We start from the raw sequence: 20,273 nt of genomic DNA on the forward strand, positions 1-20,273 counted from the left end.
GGCGGCGGGTCAGCCGGTGGGGCGGGTGGCGACGTAGGCGATGGGCCCGCTGGAGTGGGAGGGCAGGCGGGTGCCGAGCAGGCGGTCGGCAAGCCGCCGCTCCCCCGCGGCGGTCGCGGTCAGTGTTTTGGCCGGGGCGGCCAGGTCGCTGACGTATCCGGCCAGCCGGGCGTGTGGGAAGGCGCGCCGTCCCTGGGTGTTGTTCTCCCAGTGCTCCAGCCCGGTCAGCACGGCCACGACGTATCCGGCGACGGTGACGGGCAGGACACCCCCTGCGGCGACACTCGCGGCGTCGCAACGCCACCAGCCGCGCAGCGCCTTGAGCAACGTCTCGGGAGGCAGGGTTGTGGCGAAGCCGGTCCAGTCGCGGTCGTTCTCGGTGACCTGTCGGGCGGCGTCCACACGCAGCACCGCGATCTCGTCCGCCTCCAGGTGGTACAGGGGCGCGGGGCTGCGGGAGGCGAGGCTCTGCACGGTGTGGAGCGGGATCATCACGCGCACGCCGTGGCGGGTGAGACCGGGGAGCAGCCCGGCATGGATCAGACGGCGCAGGGTGGTGATGGCGCAGCCCAGTTCCCGGGCCGCCTGGCCGGTGGTCAGCAGCACCTCTGCCTCTCTTCTCCATCAACGCAAGTTGCATCAGATATTTGATGTTACTTGACAATAGGTGTGAGGTGACAGGGTGTCAAAGAGGAGAGGCCTGTGCCAGGTTTGGCCTGCGGTCGCACCACAGGGCGCGCCCCTTATGCGGCCAGTGGTGGACGCGGCTGGTGCCGTGCACGAAGGGAGCGCTCCGTTGAGCCGCTCCCTCGCGCGGGACTGGTGGAATCCTCGGCAATAGCTCGCGGCAGGGGCGGCTGCCCGTCTTCGTTGTCAGTGGGCGGCGCTAGCGTGAGCCGCATGACCTACACCCCTCGCCGACAGGCTGGCGAACTGCCCTTCGACACTTGGCAGATGGCCCTGCGATACCGGATGGACCACCCGGCGGTACCGATCAATTTCGACGACACCCTGGAGGAGTGGTTCGTCGACATCGTCCGCCTCCACGACGATGAGGAGTGCCCGGACTGCACGCCCGACCGGGGCTGCGCGGCGGCCGGGGCCGATACGCGGCTGGGATACATGGCCTTCGCGCGGATCCGCGACTACACCGGCGCCCCGGCCTGGGAGGCCGCCGACGCGCACTCCGGCGACCTCGAGAAGATCCTTGCGGTCTGCACGGACCCCGAGTACGCGATGACGCCGGGCCTGCACTGGTCCGAGGCATTTGAGAAGGCCATCGAACTGCCGGCCGGCGATCTGCTGATCATGGATCGTGTGCGCCTGGAGCCCGAGTGGCGCGGCTTCGGGCTGGGCGCGCTGGCCGCAGCCGAAGCCATCCGGCGGCTGTCGAGCGGCTGCTGTGCGGTGGCATGCGAACCCGCCCCGACCGACCAGGAGTTCGCCGACGGTGATGACCTGGCATTCGACCGCGCACGGGCCAAGATCGCCGCGGTGTGGGAGTCGGTGGGGTTCCGCCCGTTCAAGAACGGCATCCATCTCCTGGATCCGGCGCTGCGCTCTATGAGCGAGGCCCGCGCCCGCTGGCAGCAGCATTTCGGGCACTGACCTGCTCTGGCCTGCGGGCGTGCCGGAGGCGACCGGGCGGCTTCTGCCGGAGACAGACCGACCAGGCTCAACTCTTTTTATTTTGAGGTGAGTTGATTGTGGTGATGGTTTCCGCGACGTGTGCGTTCGCGCCTCAGTTCTGCGGGGTGTGGGCGCCTGGGCTCTCGGGTCGGTCCTTGGAGGCGGTATGGCGGCAAGTGCTCACGGTCCCGTGCACGGCGAGGCCCCCGCGGCCGTGGCGGGCCGAGTGCTGCCGCAGGTCGACCCCCAGCCCTTGGAAGGGGAGGGTCTCCACCGAACTCTCGGCGGTCGTAGGCGATGTGGTCGCCGAGCCGGGTGACGAAGTCCATCCATCCGTCGGTGGTGTGCATCGAGCAGCTTGGGAACGGTTCCCAGAGAGGTCGCTCCCGAGGGAAGGGACGATCCCAGGGAGGCGACAAGCTGGCCTCGAGATCGGTATTGATCGCGGCTTGTCGCTTCCCTCTCGCTTGTGGGCTGTCGTTTCGTGCGCGGCGGCACTGCATGCGCGCCAGACGGTTAACGCTGCCATGCCGGCGGGGCCCCTGCAGAAGGGGTGGTGAACGGAACCAGAGCGCTGGCCTGTTCGTCCAAGGTGGGCGGGTGCCGCCTTGGAGGACGTCATAGCGTCTCGTTTTGCATCGGCTTGGAGCCGGACCGTGGCAGATTGCAGCAATTTGCTTCCGCAACCTCTTTTGGTTTTGCATCTGCGCGTGCAGCGTTGCGGAATGAGAGGCTCCGCCGGTCTTCTAATCTACTTCTTTAGGGTGAAGGGTCGCACCGCCCTCACGTCGACTGTGCGTGTCCACAGATCACCACCGCGAGGGGCCCAAAGCCCTGATCTGACCGTTTGTTTCGCTTAGTTAGAAGAAAACGATCAGCTCCGCTGTGGGTTCTGCGGGATGTGCGCCGGTCCTTGATTGACCGGAGGACGCCGGCTCCGGGACGCCTGGCTGTGCAGAAATGGGGGCAGGGCTTTTGCATGACGCAGCGCTTTGCAGGTAGTTCAACTTCGGTAGCGAACGCCGGGATGACGGCTGTACGTTCTCTTTCGCCTGCAGGGCCCACATTTCTTGGCCCGGACAGCAGGCGGCCCCGGGGGGCAACCCGGGGCCGGTTCGAGCCAAACAAAAGAGGATCAATGTTCAACTCAAAGAGCCGAGGCGCCTTCACAGTGTCCTCGACGTCCCGTGAAATTAGCATTCCGCGTTCTGCGGTACCAGAAACCACCGCACTGTGTGTCTGGGATGTCAGGCTGTGCATGAGTCTCGTCCTGGCCGTGGTGGTGCTCGTGTGGGTCATGACTGCTGAAGCGATTCCGGCCGCCAGCGCTGGTCTGGTCTCGGGTGTGGTGATGGTGGCCGCGCGGCGTTCGCAGCTGCGCTACCTGCGGATTCGCCGTAGCTGAACGGCTGAGTGAGCTGGCGCCGGAGGCTGTCTGCCTTCGGCCCGGATCACAGCCGGCCATGTCACAGGGAGCACAGGTCCCCCGGGATTTGTGCTCCCTGCACCGTCGTGACAGGTACGCGGGAGAGAGATTCAGCCATGCCATCGCCCCTTTATGCCCGCTGCGGGTTCTGCGGGTGCCGCTTCCGGCAGCGGACCGGCCCCGGACGGCGCCGGGACTACTGCGATGCCGCCTGCCGCCGTCGGGCGCAGCGGCAGCGCGACGGACATGATGTTCCCCTGCCGCCGGCGCTGTGCCCGTGGGCCCAGCAGATCGCCAGCGATCTGCAGGCGCTCACGGCCCGGCTCGCCGAGGCGGAAGCGGACCGCTCCTCCTTGCCGGTGCTGCTGGAGTGCGCCGCGCTCGTGGAGCGCGAGGTGGCCTGCTACATCGCGGCTGCGGTCCACGACGCCCGCCGCTCGGGCTTGGGCTGGGAGGAGGTGTCCCAGGCTGCGGGCGTAGGCGTGCAGGCTGCCAGCTCGCGCTGGAGCGAGACGAAGGTGCGCCGGTTGCTGTCGCGGCGCGCCCGGGAACAGGGGCGCGAGCGGGTAGGGCGCCAGCGCCCGGTGCCCGAACTGGAGTTGCTGCCTGACGGGCCTGGAGCGGCGCCCCGTGCGTTACTGCCCGCCCGGGCCCTGGGGAGGGCCCTGTCGTATCTGCAGCGTCGGAGCCAGGTTTCCAGCAGTGAGGCCGCGCGGCAGGCGGATCTGTCGTCGTCCTACATCTCGCGGGTCCTGGCCGGTGAACGCACACCCGTGTGGCCGGTGGCGCACATGCTGGCCACGATCTTCGGGGGCGATCCGGCGGAACTGAGGATCCTGTGGGAGGACGCGAAGGGGATCCGGCATCCCTCACGCCAGTCGGTGACCGCGGCAGCGGGCCGGCTGCACGCGGCCCTGCGGGGGATGTATCTGGCTGCAGCCTGCCCCGATCTGGAGGGGCTGTGTGCCTCAACCGCCCTGCCGGCTCAGGTGGCCGCTGCGGTCCTGGAGGGTGATCTGATTCCCGACTGGCCCACCACGGCGCTGCTCGTGGGCCGTCTGACCGCCGATCCCGCCGCGATCCGGCCACTGTGGGAGGACGTCCACTACGCCGTGCTGGTCTCGCACGACATCTTCCCCGCCGCGGGCATGCCCCCGCCCGGACCGGCCGACGACGACGCGGACGACCCGCAGAGGCCGTCGTGACCGTCGTGAACCGGTCCGCGCCGCCGGACCCGGGCCCCGCACGGGCGGCGCACGGCACGGACAGAGACCTGCCGCTGGAACAGCTGGCCTTCCGCCAGATGCACCGCACCGCCTATCTGCGCTATACCGAAGCCCGCACCGAAAACCGTGTGATGGCGGTGCAGGTCGTGGAGGCGGCGTTTGCTGAACTCGCGGTGCGCTGGGCGGAGATGCTGCGCCATCCCTGCCCGGCGGCCCTGGCCTGGCACGTGCTGTGCCAGGCCCTGGATGTCCGCACCGGCCGCTGCCCGCGCCGCCCCGATGACACGGATCACCGGTGCCTGCAGCAGCGCCAGGACGACGCGGTGCTGCTGCACCATCGCCTGCAACTTCCCATTTCCACAGCGGCCGACCTTATGGGCCTGGACACGCAGTTGGTCCGGGCCCTGTTGCGCCAGGCCGCATCTCCCCGCCCCTAGCGCCAGGTGCTCCAGCGGCGCACGAGAGGGCCTGCGCAGGTGCGCGGGCGCTCGTTTCTCTCTCCCGTCGGGAGTTTCACTCCCGTCCTCACCAGATCGCCCGATCGTGGACTAGTCCCCGTTCACCAGGCTCTCTAGCATGGCCAGTTCACCTAACGGACGAGTCTCGGCAGAGAATCAGGGGAGCGGATGGTCCACGGGGAGAAACCGATTTCTCACGCTATTGATGCCCATACGCCCAGTGTTGCCCGCATGTACGACTGGCTGCTGGGCGGAGTGGAGAATTACGCCTCCGACCGCGATGCGTGCGCCCAGCTACTCGAGATCGCCCCCTCCAGCAAGGCGCTGGCCCTCAACAACCGGGCTTTTTTGCGCAGAGTCGTGCGCACCCTCGCCAAGGACTACGGGGTGCGCCAGTTCCTTGACCACGGCTCCGGGCTGCCCACCCAGGACAACGTGCACCAGGTCGCCCAGCACATCGATCCCGGCTGCCGCGTCGTCTACATCGACAACGACCCCATCGTCCTCGCGCACGGCCGCACCACCCTGGAAGAGAACGGCAGCACCGCCGTCATCAGCGCCGACATGCGCGAGACGGAGGAGATCTTCGGGCATCCCGAGGTTCAGCGGCTCATCCGCCTCGACGAACCGGTGGCAGCCCTGTTCGTGTCGGTCCTGCACTGCCTGCCCGGCGAAGAGGAACCCGCACAACTGATAAGCAGGGTCGCCGACAGGCTGCCCAACGGCAGCTTCATGGTCATGTGCCAACTCGTCAGCGCCGACCCCGCGGTGCGCCAGGGGGTAACCGACCTCATGTCGCAGAGCACGGGCGGCAACTGGGGCCGGGTCCGCGAAGAGCGCGAGGTCGAGGCGTTCTTCACCGGCATGCAGGTCCTGCCGCCCGGGCTGACCGACGTGGTCGACTGGCGCCCCGACGCCCCGCCCCCTCCCCCAGAACAGCGCCCGGAGGACTGGATGGAGTGGGGAGGGGTCGCCCAACTCTAGGACCAGTGCTTCAACACCGTCAGGATTACCGGCAGCTGGGGCCAGGTGACGTTCCCCGTGCCCCGATAAGACTGGACTGGACTGGACCATCCGATCAAGGAAACCCGCTCTGCAGGACGTGCCCTCCCGGGGAATGCCCAAGGCGCCCGGGGTCAGCGCTCTTTGCCGGCGAGTCGGCGGTAACGTGCAATCGCCTCGTCCAGCAGTCTTCTGCTGTCGCTCCACGACGCGGCGGCGTGGCTGACCTGGGCCAGCACGTGCCGGTACTGGTCCACCTTCGCGGGCTTCGTCAGATAGGAGGCGCTGTCGAGCAGTTCGATGTAGACCAGTTCCGGCGGCCCGCCGTCCCCGAAGCGCAGGTGCGTGATCGGGTGTGTCGGGGCCACGCTGGCGCCCTTGTCGAACTCGAGGATGCGGATGTTGACGCCCTTGGACTCCGCGGCACGCTTGAGGTATTCGAGCTGACCGCACATCACCTCGGCACCGCCCACAGGGCGTTGCAGAATGCCCTCGTCCAGCAGGGCGATCACCTGCGGCGGCTGCCCCTTGCGCAGGAGCTTGGTGCGTTCCATCTTCATCCGCAGGCGGCGCAGGATCTCTGCTTCCGATGCCCCGGGCATCGCGGCCTCCACCAGCACGCGGGCGTAGTCCGGTGACTGCAAGAGCCCCGGTACGACGTGGTTCTCATATGTGTAGATCTTGTCCGCGGTGCCTTCCAGGCCGATGAGCCGCCTGAGGAAGGAGGGGGTCACGTCGTTGTACTGCTCCCACCATGCGCTGTCCTCCATCAGCCGCAGCAGCTGCTCAATCTCCAGCAGCTTCTCGCGGCCAGCGCCGTAGAACCGCGCGAGATCGACGACGTCCCTTTCGCGCGGGGGGCTCTCGCCCCGCTCCATTCTGCTGATCTTGGAGATGGAGGCGCGGATAACGGGCGCTACGTTCTTGATGGCCAGCCCCCGCTCCTGCCGCATCCTGCGCAGCTCGTCCCCCAGCATGCGCGCCGCGGCCTCCCGCTTGGAGTCCTGCCCCGGCATGGGCAGGACCGGCGCGACGGGCGACTCACGATCCTTGCGGACAGCGGACATGCGAACTCCTGCAGGGGAATGGGCAGATGAGGCCAGTTTCCCAGAGTGTGGTCCGCATGTCCGCTGAACAACCTATGCCCTGAGCATCACGGAGTCAGGTGATCGAATTCCGCGTCTTTGGCTCCGGTCACGAACGCCGCGATCTCCTCGCGGGTGAATACCAGAGCGGGGCCGCCGGGGTGACGGGAATTGCGCACCGCCACCTCTCCCTGCGGCAAGGAGGCAAGCTCGACACAATTGCCGCCCCCCGTACTCGCCTGGGCCTTGATCCACCTGACATCCGGAATCTGGTCGGCCGCTACGCCGTTGCTGTACGTCATCCCGTTCCCTCACTCCTCACGCCTCGTTGCCCATCACGAAAGCCGGAGCCTCCCCAAGGCCACTCCCCCGGGCCGCCCGCAGCTACCGCCCGTCATGCAATCCCATATGCAATTGCATGGCGGGCGGTAGGTGAGAATGCTAGTGATTCAAGCTTCGACATACCGTCCCCCGGAAGGGTGTTCTTCACAGTGTCTGAAAACGGCACCCCACTCCTCGCGCACCATGCCAGCCCGGCAGGCGAGGAGGCCCGTGTGCCGGCGCACCCCGTCCCCCGACCCCTCGACTGGGGCCTGGCCATGGGCCTGGGCATCCCCGCCTTCACCGCCCACCGCTTCCGCCCAGACCCCCAAGCCCTGGGCCGCATCAGGACGTTCACCACACAGACGCTGCGCCAGTGGGAACTGACCACCTGCCTGGACGACACCATCGTGGTGGCCAGCGAACTGGCATCGAACTGCCTGCTCCACACCCTGCAGGCCGGACGCGAGCACAGAGCAGGATGGCTCGGCCTGGCACACACCCGCTACGCAGTCCTGTGCACCGTCACCGACCCGAGCCCCGTCCCCGCCGCCCCCCAACAGCACGATCTCCTCGCCGAAACCGGCCGCGGACTCCGCATCGTCCAGGCCCTCAGCGACGACTGGGGATGCAGCATTCTCGCCGATGGCTCCGGCAAAACGGTCTGGGCCCGCATCGCACGCTGAGCCCCTCCCCCTTCTGCAGGACAGGCAACGCCCCTCTGCCTGCCGGCGGAGACCGGCCGGGCTTCGGGCGGGGCCCTCGTTCAACGGCCCGTGACGGGCGTGAGGTTGTCACGCCCGGCCCTACCGATCCTCTGGAGGACTGAGCCAATCGACCTGCCCGGCGGCCAGAATTACTCGTGACCGCACCGTGTCAGCGGTCTTGCAATTCCCCCTGAAGGACCAACGCCTACTCCAGGCCGATGATGCGACGTCCGAGGTCGAATGCCATTCCCATGCCGATGACCACGGCCGACCAATCGAGCCTGTGCGCGGATCGTCGCCCAGCTCCAGGCCCAGGCCGATACGGGGTGCCTGATCACCTGGGAATCGAACGTCGACGCCACGGTGCTTCCGGCGCATCACTCCGCCGATGACCGAAATCAGCCTGCCTCAGGCCGTGTCCGGAAAGCTACATTAAGAACATCTCCCATCATATGTACGGGAGTTCGCAGAGAATCCGAGGATGCCCTAGGGGGCAGCTCCATGCGAGAAGCGGCACATTGCCCCGATGACCAGCGGGACCGTCTGGCGTTCCTTTGGCTGGAGCTCACCGCGAAGTGCCAGTTGGAGTGCGCGCATTGCTATGCCGATAGTGGCCCTTGGGGTACGCACGGCATGATGACGCGCGAGGACTGGGTCCGAGTCATCGATGAGGCCCATGATCTTGGTGTCAGAACCATCCTCTTCATTGGTGGGGAACCGACGCTCCACCCCCACCTCGGGGATTTGATAGAGCGGGCCGTCCGGCCGGGAGTCGAGGTGCGGGTCTTGACCAACCTGGTCCATGTACCTCACGCCTTGTGGCCGGCACTGAAGTTGCCTGGCGTGCGGGTTTCTGCCAGCTATTACTCGCACGATGCAGCCGAGCACGACACCATGACCAAGCGACGGGGCAGTCACGCACGCACCACGAAGAATCTGCGCAAGGCGGCAGAGCGGGGTGTCCAGGTGTCCGCGGCGGTGGTCAAGCAGAACGGCGACGACGGAGCCGCCGAGACCTCGGCACTGGCAGCCCTCGGCATCACCAGGCCCGCGGTCGATCGCGTGCGGTACCTGGGGAGGGCTGCGGTTGGCTCGACGCCGCAGACATCGGAACTGTGCGGCCAGTGCTCAGGCGCGCTACTCGCCGTGGGCCCGGACGGTACGGCCTTCCCCTGCCCCATGTCACGGTGGATGCACGTCGGCAACGTACACGAGAACTCACTCGCGACCATTGCCATCTCAGTTCGCCTTCATCAAGTGCGGCAGACGATCGCCGACGCGTTCAACCCAGCGGTGACCGGACTTCCGCCGGTGGAGATGCGGGATGAGTGTTTTGGCGCCTCGGGTGGTGGAGGAGGATGCAGCCCTTGACGCTCCGCGCTGATACGCCTCACAGGGCGCTGCCGGGAAGCATCGGCACGCGGAACGCTTCGATCTCTGCCTGGAGTTCAGCGACGCGCGCAACGGCGCGACGGGTATGTGGGCGCAAGTGGGAGCTGAATTCCCGGAGTTTGAAAACCATGAGGTCGCAGCGCATGTGCGGTGCGAGGGCGAGCACGGGGCGCAGCTCGTTCGCTGCCCCTTCAATGTCCCCGGTCAACAACGCGGCGGTGGCCAGTGTGATCCGCGCGCTCGGTTCCAGTGCGATGTCCCGCTGCTGTGGGGGTTTGTGCGCGTAGAGCTCAATGGCCGTGCGGGCGCACTGGGCCGCATCCTCGGCTCGGCCAAGGACGATCATTCCGTTGGCCTCGTTCTGAAACTGCTTGGCCGCGTCCGCGATGAAGACCCCGCCGACCTCGTCGAAGAAATCATCTCGCGTGCGAATGCGCGCGCGGTCGTCCGTGGCGGCGCTGAAGGCCCGCACCGCTGCTGCCTCATCTCCCATGAGCGCCAGGGCCGTTCCCTCCATGCTGTGCAGGCGCTGTTGAGCTGCCGGATTCCTGCGCGCGTAACTCTGCCCCGAGCGTGCGAGCGCCACCGCCTCATGAGGCCGCCCGTCGCGGTACGCGTGCCATGACTGGGCGGACCTGCACCAGGCGCGGATGGATTCATGGCCCGCGAGTTCCGCATACGCCCAGGCAGCCCGCGTCTGCTCCAAAGCGGCGATCCGAAGCCCGAAGCCCTGACTGGCCTCAGCCAGCAGACAGGAGACGACCGCAGCCAGGAAGTACAACTCGCGAGTCTGGCAGGGGTATTGATGGCCCTCGAGGATCTGGTAGATACGGTCTCTGGTGCGGATCATCTCGGGAAACAGCAGCAGCGCGTCGACACTGACCAGTTGCCGGGCCAGGCGTCGGGTCTGATCGTGCAGCCCTTCGAGCGCCGCGGGGCCCACGTTGGTCGTCTCGGCCCTGCTGGCGTGTTCGCTCGACTCGTACGCTGCCGCCATGATTGCCGCCTCCTCGACAAGTACGGGCCGTGGCGCCAGGAGCATGGGCGGATCGGGCCGCTTCTGCGTCAACTGGGTGGTGAACGCGCGGCGTGGAGCCCCGGGGGCAGGCTCATTGATCCGCCGCTGGGTACCGCGCAGTTCAAACAAGTCGCCGCGGTCCTTGGCCTCCGTGAGGAACTCGGCGGGGAGGTTCTGCCGGTCCTGGCCGTCCAGTAGGTCATCCGGGCGCACGCCATAGACCTGCCCCATAAGTGCCAGATTGCGCAGGCTTGGGCGTGCGCCGCCCAGCGGCCATCGTTCGTACTCGCTGATGCGCTTGCCGCTGACCGGGGCCCCTCCCCTGTCCAGGAGCTCGCAGCACCGGGCCGCGGCCTCGTCCTGCGTCATACCGCAGGCGAAGCGCCATGCCTGCCGGGGCCGGAAGTGCCAGCGTCGTGTCATCTCGTCGGCGATCTGCCGTGTGGTGCAGCCGAGCTGACGCATGTGCCGACACAGCCGATCACGCTCGGGTTTGCTGCCAGGCCTGCCCTTCAACGACCCTCACCCCCCGTTTCCTCGAATTCACGGTAGCCGCTACCGAAGATCCACGTAACTCCGCTCCTAGGTAGGCGGATTATTCTCCGGGCATTCCAGAGAAGCCGCTGGTCAGGAAAGTTTTCGGAGCGGATTTCCCCTGCCGATCAGGTGGGTTCACGCAATTCGCGGACCCAGCCAATCTGAGGGGGGACAACGCAAGCGATCCACTCGGAAAGAGGGACCCCATGATCCACAGCAGGCAAACCGACGAGAAACCGGAGAGCATGGCCCGGCACCTGAGCCTGGCCGCGGTTCGGGGTTGGTGCGCAGGAGTGGGTCGCTCAATGACGGACTTCGTCCTGCGCCTCCTGCTGGACCGCTAGGGCCAGATCGGGAGATCCTCTGGGCCCAGAACACGCTGACGCCTTCGCTGGGGCCCATCCTGGCCGATACCGACTTCGTCCTCGTACGTGGTGCCCGAGGGGAGATAGGCATTCTGACCGTCCGTGACGTCGTTCTCGCCTACGGCACGCAAGCCACTCCTTTCCTCCTCATCGGGGAACTCGACCCGCGCCTGCGTGCCGTCATCACCGATTGCTTCGACCTGGCCGCCGTCACGGCCCTATGCGACCGTGACGGCTCCCGCTCCCTGATCTCTGTTGATCAGCTCACGTTCCGCGAGCGGTGGGAGGATCTGGGCTGGCCGCTGGATCGTGCGGCCTTCGCCAAGCGCCTCGACGAGATCCGTAAGGTCCGCAACGACCTGATGCGCTTCAATCCCGACCCGCTCCCGCGCAATGCTGAGGCCAAGGTCCGAGGCGTCATGGCCGTACTCCGGCAGTACGCCGGCTGCTGACCCGCTGCCGAGGCTGCCGAGCAGGCATCGCCGATCGCGTGGCAGGCGGTTGGGCCGCTGCCGGTTCCTTGCTCAGCGCGGTCCCGTCAGCTCCGGAGAGCGTCGCAGCGGATCACCTCCCTGTGCTTGCCTGTGGGCTGCGATTTCTTGCCGTGTGTAGCCCTGGTACCGGCGGCTCGTACCGGGCGTTGACCATCGCGGAGTGGGGTAGGGGCCGTAACCGCCGCGCCTCTCGTACTCGATCACGCGGCGCCGGGGCTGTACGGCTGCCGCAAGTTCCCTGGTGGCTCGGTCGAATTGAGCGGACTGTGCGCGTTGCCAGGCGTCCAACCAGTCGTCGTGCTCCTTGCCGGGAACCTCGCAGACTTCGAGGAAGGCCTGGAGCTGACTGCGGCTGAGCATGGTGATGCCCTGGAGCATGCGGCTGACGGTACTCGTCGGCAGTCGGCCGTGCTTGGCACGTCGCTCCATCTCCCTCAGCGGCAGGTAGCCGGCTTTCGCGTACGCAGCCTGCAGGGCCAGGCGCAGTTCGGCGGGGGTGTTGATCAGCCGGGGAAGCGGCACGACCTTCGGACCTTGGCGGCTTTGGGCCCGCGCCTCACGCCAGTACCTGCGAGCGTGGTCGACTGATGCGCCGCAGGCCCTGGCGTAGGCCTCCACAACCGGCAGCCGTGGAGTGGATTCCCCGCTGGCGGCCCGCTGGAGTGTGCTGATGGAACAAGGGTGTTCTGTGACCTGCGTCCGGGCGGCCAGGTCGGCGTAGCGCAGGCCGGCTTCCTTGCGTCGTTCTCGCAGCCAGGAGGCCAGGGCAAGCAGCCCGAGGTTGAACTGGTTGGTGGGCAGGGGCTTTTCGGGGCGTCCCATGGCTGTCTTCACCGCCCGCTCGCGGCGGGAGTGGCCCGCCACGGCCATGGCAGCCTGCCGCCTGCGGCGACGCCGCTGACGCCGACACCGCCCAGCACCTGCACGATGGCGGCTGGATCGGCGCCGCGCGCGGCAAGCCAGGCGCTGGCAAGGATGATGACGATGATCAGGATGGTCTCTGGGCGGGTGCCAGCGTGCGGCTCGGGCATGGCAACACCCGCCGCGTGGCGCCTACGACTCACGTGGGTCTCCCCCTCGGGGATCGGTCCGGCGGGTACGGCTGGCGCCGCCCGCCGGTTGGTGCGGACTCCTTCTTTACGCGGGGGTGATGGCAGTCACCGGCCGCGTGCAGCACATCGTGCCCTACAACGCTGCTGCGCGCGGGAGTTGTTTCATCCCTGGCCCCTCCCTAGGGAGAGTCCGCTCCAAGGCCTAGCCGCAAGAAAGGGTGCAGGGTGCTGACCTGCGCAAAGAGCCGATGGGTCGGGATCTGGTGCCGTGAGGAGGAGGAGTTGTTCCAACGGTGCCCCACGTTCTGTTGCCCCTCGCCGGCCAGGGTGCGAGGCTCTGCGGAGGTTCCCCTTGGCGACTGCGGACTCCTTCCACTGACGCGGGGCGCAACGAACCCCGGCACCGGCATGTAAGTGTGTGTGGCAGCACACGGTGCCCTGGCGAGAGCCGGGCTTGGGCCTGGCTCTCGCACAGCCCGGTGAAACCGCCCGCCACCGGCCAGCGGAGCTGGTCCTGCGGTGGCCGCGGCAGCCCAACGTCGTGAACCCTCAGGGGGCGGCGTTCTGAGGCAACGTCGGCTCACGCCCGGGCGAGCGGGGGGCTGTCCAACCAACGGCCCTGTCTCGCATCCGGTGGTGACGGAGTGTGTCGCTGTCCCCGGCCAGGTGGTCCGGGAGTGGGCCATGCTGGCAGGCAGCTGCCCGTGACCTCGGCGGTAGAGACCAGCGTGGTGCGGTGGTCGCCCCCCCGGCCCGTACTCGATGCACCCGGCTGGCAGCCTCGTAGCCTCCCCGGCCACCGAGGCTGTCGGACCGGACGGTCTTGTTGAGCCCTCTTATGGCCCGGCGGCCTCGCTCCCTTGCGGATATGACTGAAAGTATGCGGGCCGTGGTGTCGTTGACCTCGGCGAGGGTGGTACACCCGTGCGCTCCCGGCGATGAACGGGTGGACCGACGGCCGGGCGAGTGACGGGAGTCCGGCTGGCGGCCCAGCGCCGCATCGTCGGGGGCCGCACTCAATACGAACGAAGCGGTGAGAATCAGGTATCCGAGGACCCCCGCCGCCCGTCTTTCGGCGGGACACCATCAGGTCAGCCGCAGGCTTCGTCCAGCAGTCCTGCCGCATGTGCGGTCCGCTGGTACAACACGTAGCGCCCGTTTCTGACCTTGGTGACGAGGCGTGCGCGGTGCAGGGCGCTGAGGTGGTAGGAGACGGTGCCCGGGGTGTATCCGGTTCGGGCGGCGAGTTCCGCGGTGGACCGGGCGGTTTCGAGGTCCGCGAGCAAGGCCGCTCGGGCGTTGCCGACCACTTGCGCGATCTTTCCGGACCTGCGATCCCGGTCGGCTCCGATCCGCTGGGCGGGGTAGTAGAAGACGAATTGCCCGGGGGTGTCGACCTGGATGACGACGGCGGGCCGGCCGAGCACGCTGGGGGTGAGGACCAAGTCCCGTCCTGTGACCTCGACTTCGGCATCCCACGGCTTGGCGAGGGTGATCGCGTCGCCTGCCCAGGCCATGTCGGGGTGGAGTGCTCCGAGCGTCCGGCCGATGCCGTGGGTGGCGATGGCTGTCGCGCGGTGGGCGATGTCCTGATGGACGATCGAGCGCAGTTCGGGCCAGCCCTCGGCCAAGGTGTCGCGCCAGAACCGGGCGAGGCCGTTGGCGAGACGGCGCTGCATCTTCCCCGACTCCGCGATCCGGCGGGTGGCGGCAAGGAGCGGCCTGTTCCAGTGGGTCCGGGTGTGGGTGAAGACCTGGGTCTCGAGGTCGGCCTGCGCCACGGCCTCGATCTGCGCGATCTGCTCGTCGATCAGGTCGCGGCGCTGTGCGTCCGTTCCCGGCTGAGGGGTGAGCAGGTCAGGTCTGTAGGTGTCGCCGTTCTGCGGCAACAGGTCCACGAGCAGGGCCACATCGGGATGGGCAAGTGACGCGCGGGCGAGTGGTCCGGGATCCCCGAAGACCGGGTGCCGTCCCGACGCGGCGGTGAGTCTCAGCCACGCCATGGATTCCGAGGCGGGGGAAGGCGCCAACCGCGCCCTGGACACTGTATTGGCGTCTACACGCAGGGTCAGCACCGCCCGACGCTAGCAGGCGTCGCGACGGATTTGAACTGGCTCGAATGCTTTCCGGCCCGAGGTTCCCGCGTGGTGTGGTCGTGGTGCCGAACAACGGCAGCAACATTCACTGCCCGATCTGAGGCGGTCGCCTCCGTACGGCGGTGAGGTTGCGCATCCGGCACATCAGGAGCCTGGGAGTGGTTGTCATGGTGAGGTCGAAGGAGACATCGAAGGTGAAGACCCGCACGAGGACGGTTGGCGCGGCTGGCATGCGATTTCCGCGAACGGGCGCAGGCCTGATGGTCGCCATCGCTGCCGTTCTCGGCCTGGGCCTGGCAAGCGCTAGCCCTGCCGCAGCTTCGGATGCCGGCACCTGGCGTGCTTACGGCAACACCAATCCGATCACCTCCAGTTCCGCCACGTGGAAGTGTGCCGGCAGCAAGACGGTCACCACCTCTGTGCTCGCGCAGGTCTGCGCGATCAGGTCGTCCACCGGGGGCAGCGTGCAGGCGGCAGTGATCGTGCGCAACAACGGATCCAGCCTCTACAGCGCGACAGCAAACATGGATCTGTACACCGCGACTCCCGTCACCTTCCTGGGTGATTGGACGTGCCCGTCGTCGGGCGTCGGGCCGAAATCCTGGTCAGTATGTTTCGGAAAAGTCCTCAGCAAGCCCAGCTCGGTGAAGGTGAACTCGATAGGGATACTCAACAATACGTACCTCGACCAGTCACCTAACGTCTGAACCGGAGCCCTTCGAGTGGGTGGCCTCTGCGCGTTGCGCTCGGTCAACCGCTTTTGTATCTCGCGGTGCACGGGGATGAGGTCAAACGCGATCCGGGCTGCGATGTCCGCCGGGTCTTGGCGCACGGCGACTCGGCGGCTGTCGCATCCACCCTTGCGGAACGGGTAGTCGGTGGCCGGAAAGGGCTGCGGATACACAGGCGTCGCTGGATCACCCCCGGGCAGCAACGGCGCGATGAGCGACCACAGTTCGTCCGGGCCTCCGTGATGGGCAGTGCCCGATCGTCTTGAGCACAGACAGACCGCGGCGTGGGCGCGGTCATCCCCAGTGGGTCGCGAAGCGTTGCGGTCGAAGTTGAGCAACAGCCGGTCGTAATCGTTCTCGGGGCGTGTTTGGGCGGGTCGACAACACCGGATGCGTAGCGTGGCAGCTGCCGAGCAGCGTCTTGGAAGGCGGTTTCATGAATGACTCTGTCGCCGACCTCCTGTCTGTCCGTGCCCGGTATGCGGCCGTGGTGAAGGGCGACTTGGAGCTCATCACGAAAGAGCGTGAGCGGATCCGGCTCGATATCGCCGCTTTGCAGGATCAGCTGCGTCTCCTCGATGACGGTCAGGCCTGGCTGGTGGGTTTGCAGCACAAGATGCGGTCTTTGCCGGGGGTAGACGATGACGCGGGCGGCGTTCAGGCGCAGGCCGCTGCACAGGCGGCTTCCGGTGGCGGAGACGCTGGACAGGAGCCTGCACCTGCGACGGCCCTGTCCCCCAAGCCGGTGTCCGACGTGCCGACGTTGCGGGATCTGATCGTCGACGAGTTGCGTCGCCAGGGGCGGCCCTGCTCCTCTCAGGACGTGACTACGGCGCTGAACCGGACGTATCCGAGCCGGAGGATCAAAGAGCCGGCGATGCGCAACGCTTTGGAGGCGATGGTGAGTCAGAACCGGGTGCAGCGCGTCAAGCGAGGAAGCCGGGTGTTCTATCGGGTGGCTGGCCTCAAGGCCGCAGCGAAGGATTAATCTGCTCTGCTTCGTCGCTCCCGGATGACCGGGTCATGCGGCGCCAGCAGGTGCTGCGGGCGGAAGGAATATGCGCGGCAGCCTGGCGTCGAGAGCCTCGAGGGCGGTGCGCTGGGGTTGTGTCATCTGGGCGACGCTCCGTTGGCGGCGTAGCAGCCATGCGTCGAGGGCGACAGCGTCTCCGTCCATGTCCTCGATGTGGCCTGCGGGGACGTTGAGGTTTCCGTGGCGTAGGTGGTAGCGGCGGGCTGCGCGCAGACCGCGGTTGAAGGCTCGTGCGCGCAGGGTCGTGGGCCGGGTCAGGAGCATGCTGTGCGGGTGGGCGTCGGGGCAGGCGCGCGCCAGGGTGTCCAGCAGGTGTTTTTGCTGCGGGTCGAGGAGGTCGTACTTCGTGATCTGGCGGTCCAGCCAGGAATCCCAGGACGCGTCGTGGGCGTGGTCGAGGTGGTAGGTGCACCGCCAGGGGGTGGTGGTCAGGCGCCGCCGGATCTGGACGTAGGTGTACTGCCAGCGCAGGCTCCAGGGCGGGTTCCAGAAGGGGTCGACGGCGTCTAGGGCGGCGATGCGGGCGGGGGCGAGTTCTCCGAGGTCTGCGCGGCGGCGCATGGTCTCGAGCCAGGCCGCCGTGGCGCGGTCGCCGGCGTGGGGGTGTTTGCCGAGGGCGAGGGTGCCGTGGCGGGCGGCGCTGGCGGTGGACTGGTTGAGGTGGTGTTCGAAGCTTTCCGGGGGGTGGGGCCAGGAGATTCCCAGGAAGGTGAGGGCGGTGGTGCGCTCGGCAGCGAGGGCGTCGGTGGCGTGGAGGGAGCGCTGTTGGCCGATCCACTGTCCCAGGGCCAGTCCGTTGGGGTCGACGTATTCACTGGGCACGTTCAGGTGGCCGTGGTGTTCGCGGAAGGCCTGGGCTGCCTGCCAGCCGAGGTCCCAGTAGGCGTTGTTGCACGGGCGGTGGGTGCGCAGCCCCAGGGCTCGGTTGACGTCGGCGACGCGGGTGGGGCGGGCCGCGATGGGCTGTGGGCGAGCGCGTTGGTGCTTACCGAACCGTTTGAAGATTTTGGAGTCGTAGACGGCCAGGCCGTTGAAGAATTTCCAGATCTCGGAGAACTGGGAGGACTCCATTGCTTCCTGCGTGGTCTGTCCCGGGCGGGTGTAGACGGGCAGGAAGATCGAGGCGCACTTGTCCTGCCCTGCCGGCTTGCGCAGGCCCCGGCCGACGGTCTGGGCGATGTTGCTGGGGGTTCGGCGCGGGTCGGCGATGAAGATGCCGTCGGTGTGGGGGGCGTCGATGCCTTCGCTCAGTACCCGGACGCTGGCCAGTACAGCGGCGTCGTGCGTGTCGGCGGCGCTGCCGGGGGTCAGCGCCGAGAAGTGCGCGAACTCGCGGAAGTACAGCTGGCGTTCCCAGGTCGACTGGCGGTGGTGCAGGGCACGTGACCAGGGGTTGCGGATGCCGGTGTGGTCGGCGAGGATCTCTGCCGTTTGGGGCAGCGTGTCGGCGAAGCCGCGGGCGGCGGCGACGCGCCCGTGGAATGTCAGTACCTGGCGTGCGTCGTGCTCGGCCATGGCGCTCAGCAGGCCCGCCTGCATCGCCGCGATGCGCAGCCCGTCCAGATGCGGTGTTGGCAGTTCGTCCTGAAGGATCTCTAGAAGCTTGTTGTCGCGGATTTCGGGGACGATGAGCTGGTAGTCGGCGAGGATGCCGCGCTCGATGGCTTCGGCCAGGTCCAGCTTGTAGACCGTGGGCCCGTAGACGGTGGGGTCGTCCATTGAGGCGAGGCGTTCGAGGCGCGGTCGGGCCTTTTGCCGTTTGCCGCCCGTGGGTCTCCAGTTGCGGGGGGTCGCGGTCATGTAGAGGCGGTGGGCGACTGGGATGGCGCGGTCGTCGTGGATGAGGCCCCATTGTTTGTCCCAGTCCCCGCTGGTGCGGTGGGCCTCGTCGGCGAGTGCGAAGTCCCACCGTGGCAGTCCGTGGGCACGGTGGGACTCGGCCAGGGTTGGCAGGGACGAGTAGGTGGTGAAGACAGCGGTGCGACCTCCTTGGGCGATGCGCCGGACGAGCGCGTGCGGGTCACCGGTGATCCACAGGTGGCCGCGCAGGTGGCGGTCGTGGACGCCCGGCAGTGAGCACACGCCGATGAGTTGGTCGAATCCGCCGTCGGTGAGCCACCGGGCTGCGGTCTGGAGCAGCAGCTCTAGGGTGGGAACCAGGACGAGGGCTGGCCTGCTGGAGGGGAAGTGCTCGGCGATGCGCTTGCCGATTAGGGTTTTGCCGGTGCCGCAGGCGGCGACGATGGTCGCGGCCGCCAGGCGTCTGGACCGCAGGGCGTGCACGCCGGCCGTGACGGCTTCTTTCTGGTGCGGGCGCAGTTGGGCACGGCCGGTCATGTGAAGCGGTGGCTCCCTCTCGTTCAACCCGTTGCCGACAGACCGGGCTGACAGGTCTGCTTGAACGGCAGCGTGTCAGGGGCGCCGTGCGCTCTGAGATGCATCGACCGGAAATTTTGCCCTTTTGGTCTTCTGTCCGGAGCAGTCGGCGCGCTTTTGTATCTGTCCTTTCCGGGTGGGATCACTTGTCCGATGAGCGGTGCCGGCTGGGGGCGGGCGGAGTTGGATGGTGGCCGAGGTGCTCCGTAGGGAGGACGGCATGGTGGAACGGGACCCGTGGCTGGGCCGGCGTCCGCTGCACCTGCGGCTGCGGTTCTTGCAGGGCGAGTCGACGGGGTCGTATGTGACCAGGCTGGCCGCCCGCAACCTGTGGCCGGTGCAACAGTTACTGATGCGCATCGGTGCCGGTCCTCTGCCGGTGGAGCCGCAGTACACCGAGATGTACGTGAGCCGGTATGCACGCGAGCGGCTGGCCAATCTCTCCGGCTGCAGCGTGGCCGAGCTGTCCCTGCGGCTGGTCAGTGTCCGCGATGAGTTCCTCATGCCCGACGGCTTGGCTGACGACTGGGAGTGGCCGTGGGACGCACGTGCCGGGTTCATCGTGCAGGCCTGTTCGCTGTGCGCGGCCAGCCGTGGCTCCCGTTCCCCTGCCTGGCTGATCCTGCCGGATCCGTGGCATGTGTGTCTGCGTCATGGGCGCTGGATGGACAACTCCCGCAGTCTTCGACGCCCTTACATCGATTTGCGCGGCCACCCGGGTGTGGTCCGCGCCCAGCAGCGGCTGAACCGTGTCCGCAAGCGTCTGGGATTCACCGCTGCCCGCTGGGTCGAAGCGGACGCCCTGTCGGTGCTGGCGTGCGTCGGATATCTGGAGGACCCGTCACGGGCCAGAGAGCGGGAGTGGGCCGTGCTCGCGGCGCGGGTGGGCGAGCAGCGGACGCGTCCTGTGGCGCAGTTGGGCATGCTGGCCCGGCTGGCCTGGGACATGGCCGGGCTGGAGGAGCGCGGCCGCGCCCACAGGCTCAGCGCGGCAGACAGCCGGGATTGGCTGCGACGGGTGGTGAACCAGCACGGCTGTGCGTTCCGCGAGCCGCTGAAGCACTGGATCAGCAGCCATCATCCGCTGCGGCACACCCGGCAGGCCCCGGGCTCCGGCGAAGAAAATTTGGGGGAGAGGGAAGTCGCCGGGCAGGAGGCTGCGCCTTTGGCCTCGCTGCCAGACCTCACGTGTCTGCCGTGGGTGCGGATGCCGAACGAGATGGACCGGCTGTTTTTGTGACGGCCGTGCGGCGGGCCGTCCCGGGGTGGCGAGGGGCTTGCCGCATCCGGCGCCGCCCCGCTGCCCTTTCTCGGGTGAACAGCGG

General features: G+C 67.7%; 20 protein-coding genes. 11 read left to right on the top strand and 9 right to left on the bottom strand.

What is annotated here, in order from left to right; genetic code table 11:
• Window positions 1-9 precede the first annotated feature (9 nt).
• Window positions 10-606, bottom strand: a complete 597-nt coding sequence (locus tag ACWD02_RS04940) for a helix-turn-helix domain-containing protein (RefSeq protein ID WP_451204557.1) — start codon at window positions 604-606, stop codon at window positions 10-12.
• A 285-nt stretch (window positions 607-891) separates the two neighbouring features.
• On the opposite strand from ACWD02_RS04940, the gene ACWD02_RS04945 reads away from it, so the two are divergent.
• The 5 genes from ACWD02_RS04945 (at window position 892) to ACWD02_RS04965 (ending at window position 5,723) form a co-directional block, all read left to right on the top strand.
• Window positions 892-1,608 carry a hypothetical protein gene (locus tag ACWD02_RS04945; protein ID WP_451204559.1) on the top strand — a complete coding sequence of 239 codons (717 nt, stop codon included), beginning with the start codon at window positions 892-894 and terminating at the stop codon, window positions 1,606-1,608.
• A 1,279-nt stretch (window positions 1,609-2,887) separates the two neighbouring features.
• Window positions 2,888-3,034: a hypothetical protein gene (locus ACWD02_RS04950; RefSeq protein ID WP_451204561.1), complete on the top strand. Its 147-nt coding sequence runs from the start codon at window positions 2,888-2,890 to the stop codon at window positions 3,032-3,034.
• 137 nt (window positions 3,035-3,171) lie between these two features.
• Window positions 3,172-4,260: a helix-turn-helix domain-containing protein gene (locus tag ACWD02_RS04955; RefSeq protein WP_451204563.1), complete on the top strand. Its 1,089-nt coding sequence runs from the start codon at window positions 3,172-3,174 to the stop codon at window positions 4,258-4,260.
• Complete coding sequence (locus ACWD02_RS04960; RefSeq protein WP_451204565.1) at window positions 4,257-4,718, top strand: hypothetical protein; 462 nt, start codon at window positions 4,257-4,259, stop codon at window positions 4,716-4,718. Before ACWD02_RS04955 ends, ACWD02_RS04960 begins: the two co-directional genes overlap by 4 nt.
• Before the next feature lie 189 nt (window positions 4,719-4,907).
• On the top strand, window positions 4,908-5,723 hold the full coding sequence (locus ACWD02_RS04965; RefSeq protein WP_451204567.1) for an SAM-dependent methyltransferase: 816 nt from the start codon (window positions 4,908-4,910) through the stop codon (window positions 5,721-5,723).
• A 152-nt stretch (window positions 5,724-5,875) separates the two neighbouring features.
• On the opposite strand, the gene ACWD02_RS04970 is transcribed toward ACWD02_RS04965, so the two are convergent.
• Together ACWD02_RS04970 and ACWD02_RS04975 are read right to left on the bottom strand one after the other, a co-directional pair.
• Window positions 5,876-6,808, bottom strand: coding sequence for a helix-turn-helix domain-containing protein (locus ACWD02_RS04970; protein ID WP_451204569.1), 933 nt, complete (start codon window positions 6,806-6,808; stop codon window positions 5,876-5,878).
• An 86-nt stretch (window positions 6,809-6,894) separates the two neighbouring features.
• Window positions 6,895-7,128 carry a DUF397 domain-containing protein gene (locus ACWD02_RS04975; RefSeq protein ID WP_451204571.1) on the bottom strand — a complete coding sequence of 78 codons (234 nt, stop codon included), beginning with the start codon at window positions 7,126-7,128 and terminating at the stop codon, window positions 6,895-6,897.
• A 252-nt stretch (window positions 7,129-7,380) separates the two neighbouring features.
• On the opposite strand from ACWD02_RS04975, the gene ACWD02_RS04980 reads away from it, so the two are divergent.
• Window positions 7,381-7,833: an ATP-binding protein gene (locus ACWD02_RS04980; RefSeq protein ID WP_451204573.1), complete on the top strand. Its 453-nt coding sequence runs from the start codon at window positions 7,381-7,383 to the stop codon at window positions 7,831-7,833.
• 522 nt (window positions 7,834-8,355) lie between these two features.
• Window positions 8,356-9,225, top strand: coding sequence for a radical SAM protein (locus ACWD02_RS04985; protein WP_451204575.1), 870 nt, complete (start codon window positions 8,356-8,358; stop codon window positions 9,223-9,225).
• Window positions 9,226-9,244: 19 nt separating this feature from the next.
• Here ACWD02_RS04985 and ACWD02_RS04990 read toward each other — a convergent pair whose 3' ends face one another.
• The gene (locus ACWD02_RS04990; RefSeq protein WP_451204577.1) at window positions 9,245-10,729 is read right to left on the bottom strand and encodes a helix-turn-helix domain-containing protein; all 1,485 of its coding nucleotides are present in this window, start codon (window positions 10,727-10,729) and stop codon (window positions 9,245-9,247) included.
• 355 nt (window positions 10,730-11,084) lie between these two features.
• Between ACWD02_RS04990 and ACWD02_RS04995 the strand changes: the two genes are divergently transcribed.
• A complete protein-coding gene (locus ACWD02_RS04995; RefSeq protein WP_451204579.1) occupies window positions 11,085-11,618 on the top strand; it encodes a hypothetical protein in 534 nt (177 codons plus the stop codon).
• 72 nt (window positions 11,619-11,690) lie between these two features.
• On the opposite strand, the gene ACWD02_RS05000 is transcribed toward ACWD02_RS04995, so the two are convergent.
• The 4 genes from ACWD02_RS05000 to ACWD02_RS05015 all read right to left on the bottom strand — a co-directional run bounded on the left by ACWD02_RS05000 (window position 11,691) and on the right by ACWD02_RS05015 (window position 15,040).
• Window positions 11,691-12,482, bottom strand: a complete 792-nt coding sequence (locus ACWD02_RS05000) for a helix-turn-helix domain-containing protein (RefSeq protein ID WP_451204581.1) — start codon at window positions 12,480-12,482, stop codon at window positions 11,691-11,693.
• An 8-nt stretch (window positions 12,483-12,490) separates the two neighbouring features.
• A complete protein-coding gene (locus tag ACWD02_RS05005) occupies window positions 12,491-12,691 on the bottom strand; it encodes a hypothetical protein (RefSeq protein ID WP_451204583.1) in 201 nt (66 codons plus the stop codon).
• Between the two features lie 1,112 nt (window positions 12,692-13,803).
• On the bottom strand, window positions 13,804-14,715 hold the full coding sequence (locus tag ACWD02_RS05010; RefSeq protein ID WP_451204586.1) for a DUF5937 family protein: 912 nt from the start codon (window positions 14,713-14,715) through the stop codon (window positions 13,804-13,806).
• 178 nt (window positions 14,716-14,893) lie between these two features.
• Entirely contained in the window at window positions 14,894-15,040 is a 147-nt protein-coding gene (locus tag ACWD02_RS05015; RefSeq protein WP_451204588.1) for a hypothetical protein, read from the bottom strand.
• Between the two features lie 28 nt (window positions 15,041-15,068).
• Here ACWD02_RS05015 and ACWD02_RS05020 point away from each other — a divergent pair, with 28 nt between their 5' ends.
• Window positions 15,069-15,515 (top strand): hypothetical protein, encoded by a 447-nt coding sequence (locus ACWD02_RS05020; protein WP_451204589.1) that lies wholly within the window; start codon window positions 15,069-15,071, stop codon window positions 15,513-15,515.
• A gap of 460 nt (window positions 15,516-15,975) precedes the next feature.
• Window positions 15,976-16,527, top strand: coding sequence for a hypothetical protein (locus ACWD02_RS05025; protein WP_451204591.1), 552 nt, complete (start codon window positions 15,976-15,978; stop codon window positions 16,525-16,527).
• Between the two features lie 33 nt (window positions 16,528-16,560).
• On the opposite strand, the gene ACWD02_RS05030 is transcribed toward ACWD02_RS05025, so the two are convergent.
• Window positions 16,561-18,909 carry a Helicase associated domain protein gene (locus ACWD02_RS05030; RefSeq protein WP_451204593.1) on the bottom strand — a complete coding sequence of 783 codons (2,349 nt, stop codon included), beginning with the start codon at window positions 18,907-18,909 and terminating at the stop codon, window positions 16,561-16,563.
• Window positions 18,910-19,168: 259 nt separating this feature from the next.
• Between ACWD02_RS05030 and ACWD02_RS05035 the strand changes: the two genes are divergently transcribed.
• A complete protein-coding gene (locus ACWD02_RS05035) occupies window positions 19,169-20,188 on the top strand; it encodes a TniQ family protein (protein ID WP_451204595.1) in 1,020 nt (339 codons plus the stop codon).
• Window positions 20,189-20,273: the final 85 nt, after the last annotated feature.

Source organism: Streptomyces sp. NPDC002853, assembly GCF_053591915.1.

Coding starts and splice junctions, on each gene's coding strand:
- ACWD02_RS05015 (WP_451204588.1), bottom strand. CDS start 15,040: ATGCCAGCCGCGCCAACCGTCCTCGTGCGGGTCTTCACCTTCGATGTC.
- ACWD02_RS05025 (WP_451204591.1), top strand. CDS start 15,976: ATGAATGACTCTGTCGCCGACCTCCTGTCTGTCCGTGCCCGGTATGCG.
- ACWD02_RS04950 (WP_451204561.1), top strand. CDS start 2,888: ATGAGTCTCGTCCTGGCCGTGGTGGTGCTCGTGTGGGTCATGACTGCT.
- ACWD02_RS04985 (WP_451204575.1), top strand. CDS start 8,356: ATGCGAGAAGCGGCACATTGCCCCGATGACCAGCGGGACCGTCTGGCG.
- ACWD02_RS05010 (WP_451204586.1), bottom strand. CDS start 14,715: ATGGCGTGGCTGAGACTCACCGCCGCGTCGGGACGGCACCCGGTCTTC.
- ACWD02_RS04990 (WP_451204577.1), bottom strand. CDS start 10,729: ATGCGTCAGCTCGGCTGCACCACACGGCAGATCGCCGACGAGATGACA.
- ACWD02_RS04970 (WP_451204569.1), bottom strand. CDS start 6,808: ATGTCCGCTGTCCGCAAGGATCGTGAGTCGCCCGTCGCGCCGGTCCTG.
- ACWD02_RS04955 (WP_451204563.1), top strand. CDS start 3,172: ATGCCATCGCCCCTTTATGCCCGCTGCGGGTTCTGCGGGTGCCGCTTC.
- ACWD02_RS05030 (WP_451204593.1), bottom strand. CDS start 18,909: ATGACCGGCCGTGCCCAACTGCGCCCGCACCAGAAAGAAGCCGTCACG.
- ACWD02_RS05035 (WP_451204595.1), top strand. CDS start 19,169: ATGGTGGAACGGGACCCGTGGCTGGGCCGGCGTCCGCTGCACCTGCGG.
- ACWD02_RS05020 (WP_451204589.1), top strand. CDS start 15,069: ATGGTCGCCATCGCTGCCGTTCTCGGCCTGGGCCTGGCAAGCGCTAGC.
- ACWD02_RS04975 (WP_451204571.1), bottom strand. CDS start 7,128: ATGACGTACAGCAACGGCGTAGCGGCCGACCAGATTCCGGATGTCAGG.
- ACWD02_RS04965 (WP_451204567.1), top strand. CDS start 4,908: ATGGTCCACGGGGAGAAACCGATTTCTCACGCTATTGATGCCCATACG.
- ACWD02_RS05000 (WP_451204581.1), bottom strand. CDS start 12,482: ATGGGACGCCCCGAAAAGCCCCTGCCCACCAACCAGTTCAACCTCGGG.
- ACWD02_RS05005 (WP_451204583.1), bottom strand. CDS start 12,691: ATGCCCGAGCCGCACGCTGGCACCCGCCCAGAGACCATCCTGATCATC.